This window comes from Veillonella sp. T14073-2, assembly GCF_002959875.1.
GTDB lineage: Bacteria > Bacillota > Negativicutes > Veillonellales > Veillonellaceae > Veillonella > Veillonella infantium.
Map to the genome: position 1 here is coordinate 391,365 of NZ_PPDC01000006.1, position 12,416 is coordinate 403,780.

The following is a 12,416-nucleotide window of genomic DNA, read 5'->3' on the forward strand; positions in this document are numbered from 1 at the left end:
TATAATTATATCTTAACATAATTTAGACATCTAACATTATGATTTAGTATTAAATTAAACCTTCTAAGTGAAGTACTAATTGGGCTAATGCTGTTGCACAGATGAAAGTACCTGCTGTTACAGCTAGTGCAACAGGAATAATGCGCCAAGATAAGCGACGGAATGCACCAAGGTCTTTTCCTAAGGATAAACCTGCATAAGCAAGTACTGGTGTTGTAGTAGCAAGGAATGTTACTTGGCTAGTTTTAGCTATAATCCATTCTTGGCCAGGCATACCTGGTAAGGATGCAACAACACCGACTAAGGAAACCCAGAATACCATAGGTAATTTATTAGCGTATGGCAAGTAAGAGATCAAAGCACCAATTGTAGCAAGGACTGCTAAGATAGCTACGCCAACTAAGCTATCACCAAATAGATGTTTACCGTCCATTACATTACCTACTGCAGTAATGATAGCAGCAATACAGATAACGATGACAAATTGTGTAATTTTTTCGCTTTTACTCATGATTTGCTGCCTCCTCTGCTAAATCTTGTTCACGTGTGCGACCAGTAAAGAAGTTATAAGCTTTTTCCATTACCGGTAAGGAAATAAATAGGCCGAAGTAAACGCCTAATACTGTAGTCAACAAGTTTGCTGCCCCTGCAAGAGCCATAATTTGTTGTTCAAACTCAGGATATACAGCTACAATTGGTGCCGTAGCCGCAGCCATCATACTAGCACTACCTACACCAGCACCCATAGCTAATGCCAAAGGATGGAACCAACCAGATTGTGCCAACATACCTGCTAATACAGAAGACCACATAGCGCCAATAAGAACACCACAGATGTACATGCCCATAACACCACGGCCCTCGGGAGAGCTAAAGCCAAATTTGTCGATAATAATCGCTACATTTGGTTCACGGTCTACGGAGTAACAAGCACCTACTGCTTCTCGACGCATACCAACTAATAATGCCACAGGTAAACCAAATACAATAGTACCAAAGAAATGACCAAGCTCTTGTAATAACAATGCCCAGCCAGCACTTGTAAGAATACCAAGATTTGGTCCGATACCTAAACCTACTTTTACCATCAAAATCATAACGGCAATACCGATATAATCTGCAGATTTTTCCATCTGTTTAATAGTAAGGATTTTAAACTTAGGAATAGAAATTAATAAACCTAGAATCAATGTGTACAATAATGGCAATAATACAACAGGACCTAGCTTTTTTATGCCTATAAATTCAGCGACTACAGTTAGTACGAGCGCTAGAAAATGTATTTTGAGATTTCCCAAAAGCTGCATAATGACCTCCTATAAAAACATATAATATAACATTGTTATATTATAAATAATTGTTATTAAAAGTGTCAACTACAGATGTACATATGTCTATTAGTATTATATTTTTTCATACGTGTCTTGAGATACAGAAAATATATAGTAGTTATGCTTACTGGAAAATGATATCTCCATTTAACATCTCATAACATGTAAAAAAGGCAGTTTGATTTCTCAAACTGCCTTTTGACTATCATTAAATTATGGAGTTCAAAAACTTAACACTTTGTAGTTGTTTTCCTATTTCTTGCTCGCAGTATGCAAATAGTAGTTTTTCTAGTTCCTTCCATATTGTTTTGGGAAGTTCTATAGGCGTGTCTTCGCCCCACTGGTAAGAAAGAATTTGAGGTAATCCAGCTTTTACAGAAGGAGAAATACTGAGATTCGTCGTTTCTCGTACCTGCAACCAAAATGGATCAATACCATCTTGATGAGTAAAAGCATTAGCCCTAGGCACAACCCCTGCGAGGGATAGTAATTGCCATCCTAGCATTATCGTTCCTAGCTGTACATTGCGGCGCCGTATTTGCTTGGAATAGTTTACAACGGTATCAAACACCTTGCGATCTACATCATACATAGCAAAAAGTTCTTGAATGAGCTCACTGGCCACTGCAGCATAAGCAATATTATCTAAATTCACATCTAATGATTCTACCACATAGGAACCATCAATTTGTGTAACATTTACATATTCACCATCAGGTACCACTGTGATATACATGGCACTAAAGGGACGTAAATATGAACTGTTACGCATAGTCATCATACGCTTATGTGGTATGGATGCACGAATTAGCCCTAAGCTAGGTGTGATAAAGGTAAATACAGAGTATAGCTTATGTTTTTTTCGACTAATGACGATGGCAGGTGTGTTAAAACCACCATTAAGCTTCTTCATGTTCTTCTTCCGTTATTTCCTCTTCAGGTAAAGGTGTTACTTTAATACGAGAAACGCGATAGCCTTGCATTTGTGTTACTTCAAAGGTATATCCCAATGCATCCACAGTATCACCAACGATTGGTGTCCGTTCTAAGAGACCAAATACATAGCCCCCAATTGTATCAGAATCGGAATCGTCGATTTCAACGTCCATCATTTCCTCTACTTCGTCTACGAGGACCTTACCATCAAACTCGAAGGATCCATCTGCATAAGCAATTTTAGCTGGTAAGTGTGGTTCATGTTCATCTTGAATATCCCCAACGAGCTCTTCGATAATATCTTCAAGACCTACGAGACCAACCATACCACCGTACTCATCTACAACAATAGCTTGATAGATACGACGAGTTCTCATGTATTGTAGCAGTGTGGATAACTTCATTACCTCTGGCACAGTTAAGATATCTCGTTTTACATTACGCAAATCCTTACGCGCTTGGTTAGGACGTTCCATGAGGTCCTTAATATGAACTAGACCAATGATATGATCCTTATCCTCCACACATAGAGGGTAACGGGTATGAGCCTTAGAGCGAATAAATTTCATCGCTTCATCGTAACCGTCTTCAACGAAAATGCAGTCCACATCTTGACGCGGTACCATAACCTCTTTAGCTCTACGGTCTACAAAGTTAAATACATTGTCGATTAACTCAGATTCCACTTGGTCTAGTTGACCTTCTTCATGGCTTCGAGAAATCATCATACGAATCTCTTCTTCAGAGTACACAAGGTCTAGCTCTGTTAAATATTTTGTTTTGTAAAAGCCCAAAATAACAGTGGAGATTTTGCTAGCAATCCAAATGAACGGATATACCAAACGACCAGCAGCTACTACGATACGGCTATAGGTATTTACATACTTTGTTGGGAACGATAAGCCCAATGCTTTAGGTACGATTTCACCAAAAATTAAAACGATTAAGCTAATTAATAACAATAAAAGTATATCTAGTACGAAGTGCATCCATGTACTATGCACATTAAATACTGCTACAAGTTGATCTACGATGTTATCAAATACATAGGTACCTGTACCAGCAAGAGCTAAAATAAAGAATAAAATCAAAAACTGTGTCGTATTTAAAAAATACTCAGGGTTTTGATAGAGTTTTAATAAAAACTCTCGATCCTTCTCTAAAAGGATATCCATATCCTCAACATGCTCTTTACGAAGTCGAGCAAAGGAGAACTTTGCGACCACAAAAAAGTTAATTAAAAATATACATACAAGACCAAACCCTATGGGTAACAGGCCATCTACACTATCCATCTTAATTCCTTTCATACAATAGGGAAAACGAGTTAGTTTTTATTATAGCAAAAATTATTTTCTATAACCAAGTTCAGATAACATGCCGGATTTATTGCGCCAATCCTTTTTTACCTTAACCCAAAGGTCTAAGTACACCTTTGTAGCCAATAGTTTTTGAATATCTACACGGGCTTCAGCACCGAGTTGTTTCAACAAGGCACCTTTCTTACCGATGATAATGCCCTTTTGAGAGTCTCGTTCACAGTAAATAGTAGCACGGATATAGGTTGTACCATCATCACGTGTTTTCATTTCATCTACGTCTACAGCGATAGCATGAGGGATTTCATCACGTGTAGCCAATAGGATTTTTTCACGAACAATATCGGAAATGATAAGACGTTCTGGTTGGTCCGTAATCATATCCTCTGGGAAGTATTGTGGACCTTCCGGTAAAGTTTCTTCTAATACATTTAGAACTTCATTTAGATTCTCTTTATCCTTTGCAGAAATAGGAATAACCCCTGCAAATGGATATGCATCTTGATAAGACACGATGGCTTCTAAAAGCTCCTCTTTTTTGAGGGTATCAATCTTGTTAACAACTAAGAAAACAGGAACCTTTACACGTTTCAATTGTTCAATAATGAAGTTGTCCCCAGGTCCTCGCTTTTCATTGCCTGCTACTACAAATAAAACAGCTTCCGTTTCTTTCAAGGACTCAATGGCAGCATCTACCATGAATTCACCTAATTTATGTTTTGGCTTATGTACACCTGGTGTATCCATGAAAACGATTTGTTTTGCCTCATCTGTATATACACAGATAATACGGTTACGCGTTGTTTGAGCCTTATCGGATACGATAGCGATTTTATCGCCAATAAGGGCATTAATTAATGTAGATTTACCAACATTAGGGCGTCCTACAACGGCAACAAAGCCAGATTTAAAATGTTCGTTCTTATTCATTATATGGTGCATCCTCCCGCACATAACCGAGATTACCTAAGATAAATTCTTCTTCAGTACGCATCTCTTTTTTATCTTCATCGTTCATATGGTCATAGCCTAAGATATGTAAGCAACTGTGAGTCGTTAAATACGCTAGTTCTCGTTCAAAGCTATGTCCATATTCGATAGCCTGTTCACGAGTGCGCTCTAAGGAAATAATCATATCACCAAGTAAGTGATGTTCCTCTTCACTGCCTTCGTAGTCATCCCCTTCATTAAGGGCAAAGGACAATACATCGGTAGGTCTATCGATGCCGCGATATTCCTTATTGAGCTCGTGAATCTTAGCATTATCGCAGAGTAAAATACTCATTTCATCTTCTTCAAGACCATATACGCGACTCACTTCATCACAGACCTTGCGTATAACAGCCTCAATATTGGAATCCTCTTGAATTCCTTCATCATAGCTAATATGTATATACATGCTTATCCTTTCACTACATGCTCTTTGGATGCTGCGTTAATTTCCGCAGTCTCACCAGCTAATTTGCGTTCATGATACTGATCGTAAGCTTTTACAATACGACCAACTAAATCGTGACGAACAACGTCTTGATCGCTAAAGTAAACCATATTAATACCAGGTACATGACGCAATACCTTTTCAGCCTCGCCAAGACCAGATACAACACGTGGTGGCAAGTCAATTTGTGTCTTATCACCGTTGACTACCATTTTAGAGTTGTTACCTAAACGGGTTAAGAACATCTTCATCTGCTCAGCCGTCGTATTTTGAGCTTCGTCTAGAATAACGAAGGCGTTTTCTAAGGTACGCCCACGCATATATGCTAATGGTGCTACCTCGATAGTACCGCGTTCCATAAAGCGTTGTACTTGCTCGATGCCAAACATTTCATGTAATGCATCATAAAGAGGTCGCAAATAAGGATCTACTTTGTCTTGTAATTCACCAGGTAGGAAGCCTAATCGTTCACCAGCCTCTACAGCAGGACGAGTCAAAATAATTTTATCTACATTGCGGTTTTTTAAATAGAATGCGGCTAACGCTACGGCTAGGAATGTTTTACCTGTACCGGCAGGGCCTATACCAAAGGTAATGGTATTTTTACGGATGCTATCTACATAGTATTTCTGACCTTCCGTTTTAGGCGTAATATTTTTACCGCGCATATTAACGGATAAGGTATCTTCAAACATAGTATGTACAGCATCAGCTTTACCGTTCGCTACGAGTTTTGCCGCAATACGAACTTGGGACTCAGTGATGGTGCTGCCTTCACGATATAAAAATACCAGTTCCTCTAACGTACGATACAGGGCCTCTACTTGCTTTTCATTGCCCTTGATAACCACAGTATCCCCGCGTGCCACTACATCTGCAGAGATAACTTCAAGCATCATATGCAAATATCGATTATGTTGACCTAGTATGGATTGTGCTAGGTCATATGTAGGAAATGTAAATACTTGTTCGCTCATATAACCTCCTAATCTATAAACTTACGAACAGCTTTGCCGTTTAAATAATCACATAAATCACCTTGATGAGCATCCAGTTCGTCTAATTTATCATCAATTAAGTCTTGTACGCGCCACCATCCCATAGACCAATTTGTAAAGAGTGTATTATCTTCAGGCGCTCGTCCTACAAGACGTTGTAGGACAATGTCAGGGTGTAAATGACGGATAAAGTTGACTACACGGTCAGCATATTCTTCTGCACTGATTAAGGTGAACTGACCTTCTTGGTACCACTTGGCCATCAATGTATTTTTAACGATATACAAGGCATGTAATTTAACTTGATCGACACCGAGGGCTGATAAGATACGGGCTCCTTCGATGGTATCTTTCATAGTATCCCATGGAAGATTTACTATCATATGGGTTGTTACATTAAATCCATATCTCTTAATCCGCAATACAGCATCAATAAACTGAGCTAAATCATGGCCTCGATTAATTTTCTCTAATGTATCATAATTGACCGTTTGCAATCCTAATTCAATATAGATATCCTTTTGAAAGCGATCTCTAATGTCAGCCAATATGTCTAAATATTCATCGGCAATACAATCTGGTCTCGTAGCAATGGCGATACCTACTGCTTCGTCGATGCAGCCTTGCTCCATATAGCTTTTAAAATCATCAAGTCCCAAATAAGTATTACTAAAGTTTTGATAATAAGGTATAAATTTTTTCGCCTTATATTTAGGACCTATGTGAGCAATATTTTCCTCTAATTGCATGCGCACTGTCATCCACGCAGGACGATTTTCATAGCCCGCACCGATTTCACCGCAGAAGGTGCAGCCCCCTACGCCCGCCGAACCATCTCGATTTGGACAAGTTAGCGGTAAGGCAACAGGCAATTTATAAACCTTTTCCCCATAGGTTTCTTTATAATATTTAGATACCATGCGGTATCGTTTTGGTCTCGTTGTATCGGTCATAACACTCCTATTTAACTAACCAATCATCGCTTGTAAAATTTAACAAGCCTCTATTTCAGGACGTATAAAGGGTTTTACCTCTTTATTAACGTCGATAATTACTGTAAATGGTGTATTAGGTACATTCTCTATGCCTAATACATGTGCCGTATCTTCAGACATTGGCATTTCTACATATTGTTGGCGAATTTTGCGCCATTCTTTGAAGGTATAGTTTGGAATATACTGAGATGCAATTTCTTCGTTGCGCCAGAATGATTCCCCTTCTTGTAAAAGTTCCTTTGTTTGTTTTGGCAAACCAACAGCTTCGCTACGAACCTTACCACGATAGCTAACAAGTGTATCGTACTGTAGTAATTCAGCGGCCACATTGTCGCCTTTAGACAAAAAGAAATTATATAAGAACTCGATTTGGTCGATATCTTTCAAGTTAACCTTGTGATTGTCAGCATCGAGCCAAGCTTGTGTCATTTCACAAAAATAAGAAAAAGCGTCTTTTTTAGGCTCCACATTGGTAGGATCATACTTTTTCATAGTCGGTACATGATTTGTTGCTGTATCCTCACCAGTTATAGATGTGTCAGTATGTTCCTTTATGAGCTTGCTACCAATATAGCCAAAGACTGTTCTAAAACGCTCACTATTATAGAAGCGTTCAAATACATCTTCAAAGTGCTTTAAGAAGCGTACATCATTATATGGTAATACATGAGTGCTCAAAACCTCATATGGCGCTAACGGATCACTAATATATTGGTATTCCTTCATGCGGCGTACACCAGAGCCTTTTAAAAGTTTCAAGAACCCTATTTGCAGCGCATGAGGTTGTAAGCTAAATAAATCGTTGAAGGATAATCCAAATCGTGCTTTATTTTCGTAAGGTAAGCCTACAATTAAATCCATATGAACATGAGTTCTACCTGCTTCAATAATAGGTCTAATTGCCTTTTGAATGTACGGCCAATCGTTATATCGGTTAATAGCATCTAAGGTTTTCTTATGTGTACTTTGTACGCCCACTTCGATTTGAATACGCCCTGGCGGTGTTTCACAGAGAATATTTGTTTCCCATTCCGTCATGAGCTCAGGTTCCATTTCTAAATGGAAGTTCGTCTCTGTATTAGCATCTCGCATAAATTCCATCAATGGACGATGGTGATGTGGTGCACAGTTAAATGTTCTATCTACAAACTTAACTTGCTTTACCTTATGGTCGATAAACCATTGTAACTCTTTGAAGGTTCTCTCCTGTGGGAAGAACCGCACTGTATTCTTATTACCAGATAAGCAATACTGACAAGAGAATGGACATCCGCGAGAGGATTCATAATAGATGATTTTATGTTCTAAATCCTCCATATCCTCTTCTACATATGGGAATGGAATGGTACTAAGATCTTTAACCTCTACGGCCTCAGTGGATCCCATAAGTTGACCTGTAATATGGCGGCCCCGTACACCAGGGATTTCTTCTCCTAATCCATCCTTACCATTTTGTAATGCACTAATGAGTTGGTAGAAAGCTTCTTCCCCTTCGCCTTGTACAACATAATCCACAGCATGGCAACGATTTAGAATTTCATCGGCAGTGAAAGATACCTCCGGACCGCCTAAGATAATTTTAATATCTGGTCGAACGGCTTTCACCATATCCACCACATGTAAGGTCATTTCAATGTTCCAGATATAGCAAGCGAAGCCCAATACATCTATATTGCGCTCTGTAATATCGCTAAGAATATGTAAAACAGGCATATTAATAGTATATTCTACTATATCGTATGCCTGTCCGTGAGCCTGCCCGTAGGCTTTCAGATACCGCAAAGCCAGGGAGGAATGTATAAATTTTGAGTTTAATGTGGATAAAACTACGTTCATAGGTCCCCTTTAAATCATCGAATGGCTCAGCCACCGTCTAGTCATAATATATATATTATACCATTAAAAGAGCCCAAAGATAAAGGAAACAATAGCCCCCACTAAAATGACAACCCCGACTACAGAGAGGATAATGCCACCGAAGAATACAACTGCTGCTAAAACAACAGCTAATATGATAATCAAAATGATGCGACTAAGCCAGCTTGTACTATTAAAGCTATACACCTTAACATGAGGGCCATATTGATTGTACTCTTCACTGCGTTGATACTCTTCGTTCATATTACTAGGTGTAGAGTCCACATGAACAAAATCTCCTACCTCTTCAATAGTTACACCATCAAAGTCACGGCGTTCATCATCAGATAATACTCGTGTATTTGGCTCTCCGAAGTGAGCATTACCACCAAAGCTATCGCTACGTTCATTATTTCTATATGTATTTTGATTGTTATTTGTATTGTGTTGATCAGACATCGTTACGTCCTTTATATGACCAAAAGAATAATTAATTTTATACAACTTATTATACCATATTTTTCTGATAAAAATGCAAATAAATATCCCCTATAGATATGAATTCATATATCTATAGGGGATATTTTTGTTTGTATTGCTTATATGACTATAGGCTAACGGCCAAATTAGTCTTTCAAGTATTTTTGAAGCAATTGATTTACCATACCTGGGTTAGCACGGCCTTTAGATTCTTTCATAACTTGACCTACTAAGAAGCCAATAGCTTTACCATTGCCACCTTTGAAATCTGCCACTGGTTGTGGATTATTAGCAATAACTTGCTTAACAATTTCTTCAATAGCACCAGTATCTGTGATTTGAACAAGACCTTCTTCTTTTACGATAGTATCAGCATCCTTGCCGGATTCCCACATGGATACGATAACTTTTTTCGCAATTTTACCAGAGATTGTACCTTTATCGATAAGGGCAATCATACCAGCCAAGTTTTCTGGGCTTACTTTAGATTCAGCGAATGTTAAACCACTTTCATTAATCATCTTGGACAAGTCACCAAGCATCCAATTAGCCACAGTCTTAGCATCTGCACCTGCTTTTACAGTAGCATCTAAGAAATCTGCAGTTTTACGAGATACAGTAAGGATTGTTGCATCTTCACGAGACAAACCATATTCAGATACAAAGCGTTCAATCTTAGCATCTTGCAATTCAGGTAACGCACGGCGTACTTCTTCAATTTTTTCGTCCGTAATTACAATTGGTACCAAATCTGGCTCAGGGAAGTAACGGTAATCGTTTTCTTCATCTTTCTTACGCATACCAATCGTAATGCCTTGAGCATCATCCCAAGTACGTGTTTCTTGATCTACTTTACCGCCAGCTTCGATCAACTTAGCTTGACGCAAGGCTTCATATTCAACAACCTTTTGAATAGCTGTTAAGGAGTTAACATTCTTAGTTTCTGTACGTGTACCAAACTCTTTAGTACCGCGCAAACGTACGGATACGTTACAATCACCACGCAAGGAACCTTCTTCCATACGACCGTCAGATACTTCTAAATATTGCAAGATGGAACGTAGTTTTTCAACATATGCTCTTGCTTCTGCACCAGAACGAATATCTGGTTCAGATACGATTTCAAGAAGAGGAACACCTGTACGGTTGTAGTCAACATTAGAAGATTTAGAATCGGAAATAGTGTTACCACTGTGAACGAGTTTACCTGCATCTTCTTCCATGTGAATACGCGTAATACCAATGCGTTTAGTTTCACCATTTACTTCAATGTCCAAATGACCATTTAAGCAAATTGGCAAATCATATTGAGATGTTTGATAGTTTTTAGGCAAATCCGGATAGTAGTAGTTTTTACGGTCAAATTTGTTAAAGTTTAGAATTTCACAATTCAATGCTAAACCAACTTTGATAGCAAATTCTACTACTTGTTTATTTAATACAGGCATAGCACCAGGTAAGCCAAGGCATACTGGGCATACGTGTGTATTTTGATCGCCGCCGAATTCAGTGGTACAACCACAGAAGATTTTAGACTTAGTCTTAAGCTCTGTATGAACCTCTAAACCAACGACTGTTTCGTATTTACTACTCATAGAGAAACCTCCCCAGTTGGTGCTACTAATTGACAGTCCGGACGTGCTTGTTCAAATGTGAAAGCAGCACGTAATAATGTTTCTTCACCCATAGCAGGGCCAAGTAATTGTAAGCCAATTGGCAAATTATTGCTACTCATACCTGCTGGGATGCTAATACCTGGAATACCTGCAAGATTTGCTGGTACTGTACAGATATCTTCTAAGTACATTGCCAATGGATCATTAGCTTTTTCACCAAATTTGTAGGATGTATTAGGTGCAGTTGGTGTCAAAATCAAATCCACCTTGGAGAATGCTTCGTCAAATTCGTTTTTAATAAGGCGACGAACTTTCAATGCTTTCAAATAATAAGCATCATAGTAACCAGCACTCAATACATAGGTACCTAACAAGATACGGCGTTGTACTTCAGGACCAAAGCCTTCTGTGCGAGTTTTAGTAGACATATCTACTAAGTTATCTGCAGGTACCCGCATACCATAACTTACACCGTCATAACGAGCCAAATTGGAGCTAGCTTCTGCCAATGCGATGATATAGTATGCAGACAATGCATATTTAGAATTAGGCAAGGAAACCTCAACGATTTCAGCACCTAATTTTTTGTATGTTTCGATAGCTTCTTCCACAGCTTTACGAACTTCGCTATTGAGACCTTCACCAAAGAATTCTTTAGGTACACCAATTTTTAGATTTTTTACATCATTTACAAGTGCTGTAGTGTAGTCTACACGAGTGCCTGGAATGGACGTTGAATCTTTAGCATCGTGACCAGAGATTGCATTTAATACTAACGCTGCATCTGTTACATCACGTGTAACAGGTCCAATTTGATCCAAAGAAGATGCGAAGGCAATTAAGCCATAACGAGATACATTTCCGTATGTTGGTTTTAAACCTACAACGCCACAGAAGGATGCTGGTTGGCGAATAGACCCACCTGTATCAGAGCCAAGAGCCCAAATAGCAGATCCGCTGGATACAGCTGCTGCACTACCGCCAGAAGAACCGCCTGGTACACAATCAGCATTCCAAGGATTAGATGTTTTAGCTAATGCAGAGTTCTCTGTAGAGCCACCCATAGCAAATTCATCCATATTAAGTTTACCAAGGCTAATATAATGATTGTCTTGTAAACGTTCAATAACTGATGCATTGTATGGAGGCACAAAGTTTTCCAACATTTTAGATGCACATGTTGCAGGTTCATCTTTAATACAAATATTATCTTTAATTGCACCAGGAATACCTGCCAATGGGGAAATAGCATCACCTTTAGCAATTGCTTCATCTACAAGCTTAGCTGTAGCCAAAGCACGATCATGAGAATCGTATAAGTACGCATGTACAGTCGGTTCCACTTTCGCTTTATGTGCAATAACAGCATTCGTCAATTCAACAGCGCTGATTTCTTTATTCACTAGTTTCTTGTGTAATTCATGAATTGTTGCCACAGCGAAACCT

The 12,416-nt window shown here is 38.7% G+C and carries 12 protein-coding genes; all 12 read right to left on the reverse strand.

What is annotated here, in order from left to right:
* Positions 1-49: 49 nt before the first annotated feature.
* The gene (locus tag VCHSUH04_RS05330; protein WP_105085664.1) at positions 50-511 is read right to left on the reverse strand and encodes a hypothetical protein; all 462 of its coding nucleotides are present in this window, start codon (positions 509-511) and stop codon (positions 50-52) included.
* Entirely contained in the window at positions 504-1,307 is an 804-nt protein-coding gene (locus tag VCHSUH04_RS05335; protein WP_105085665.1) for a DUF3100 domain-containing protein, read from the reverse strand. The genes VCHSUH04_RS05330 and VCHSUH04_RS05335 overlap by 8 nt, the downstream gene beginning before the upstream one ends.
* Positions 1,308-1,539: 232 nt before the next feature.
* Positions 1,540-2,244 carry a DNA repair protein RecO gene (locus VCHSUH04_RS05340; RefSeq protein ID WP_105085666.1) on the reverse strand — a complete coding sequence of 235 codons (705 nt, stop codon included), beginning with the start codon at positions 2,242-2,244 and terminating at the stop codon, positions 1,540-1,542.
* Entirely contained in the window at positions 2,231-3,562 is a 1,332-nt protein-coding gene (locus VCHSUH04_RS05345; protein ID WP_105085667.1) for a hemolysin family protein, read from the reverse strand. The genes VCHSUH04_RS05340 and VCHSUH04_RS05345 overlap by 14 nt, the downstream gene beginning before the upstream one ends.
* Positions 3,563-3,616: 54 nt before the next feature.
* The gene (gene era / locus VCHSUH04_RS05350) at positions 3,617-4,516 is read right to left on the reverse strand and encodes a GTPase Era (RefSeq protein ID WP_005386518.1); all 900 of its coding nucleotides are present in this window, start codon (positions 4,514-4,516) and stop codon (positions 3,617-3,619) included.
* A complete protein-coding gene (ybeY, locus tag VCHSUH04_RS05355; protein WP_005386517.1) occupies positions 4,509-4,985 on the reverse strand; it encodes an rRNA maturation RNase YbeY in 477 nt (158 codons plus the stop codon). The genes era and ybeY overlap by 8 nt, the downstream gene beginning before the upstream one ends.
* 2 nt (positions 4,986-4,987) lie before the next feature.
* On the reverse strand, positions 4,988-6,001 hold the full coding sequence (locus VCHSUH04_RS05360; RefSeq protein WP_105085668.1) for a PhoH family protein: 1,014 nt from the start codon (positions 5,999-6,001) through the stop codon (positions 4,988-4,990).
* A gap of 8 nt (positions 6,002-6,009) precedes the next feature.
* Positions 6,010-6,975, reverse strand: coding sequence for a TIGR01212 family radical SAM protein (locus tag VCHSUH04_RS05365; protein WP_105085669.1), 966 nt, complete (start codon positions 6,973-6,975; stop codon positions 6,010-6,012).
* A 39-nt stretch (positions 6,976-7,014) separates the two neighbouring features.
* Positions 7,015-8,853 carry a B12-binding domain-containing radical SAM protein gene (locus tag VCHSUH04_RS05370; RefSeq protein WP_105085670.1) on the reverse strand — a complete coding sequence of 613 codons (1,839 nt, stop codon included), beginning with the start codon at positions 8,851-8,853 and terminating at the stop codon, positions 7,015-7,017.
* Between the two features lie 63 nt (positions 8,854-8,916).
* A complete protein-coding gene (locus VCHSUH04_RS05375) occupies positions 8,917-9,333 on the reverse strand; it encodes a transcriptional regulator (protein ID WP_105085671.1) in 417 nt (138 codons plus the stop codon).
* A gap of 167 nt (positions 9,334-9,500) precedes the next feature.
* Complete coding sequence (gene gatB, locus VCHSUH04_RS05380) at positions 9,501-10,949, reverse strand: Asp-tRNA(Asn)/Glu-tRNA(Gln) amidotransferase subunit GatB (protein ID WP_008714014.1); 1,449 nt, start codon at positions 10,947-10,949, stop codon at positions 9,501-9,503.
* Positions 10,946-12,406 (reverse strand): Asp-tRNA(Asn)/Glu-tRNA(Gln) amidotransferase subunit GatA, encoded by a 1,461-nt coding sequence (gatA, locus tag VCHSUH04_RS05385; protein ID WP_105085672.1) that lies wholly within the window; start codon positions 12,404-12,406, stop codon positions 10,946-10,948. Before gatA ends, gatB begins: the two co-directional genes overlap by 4 nt.
* Positions 12,407-12,416: the final 10 nt, after the last annotated feature.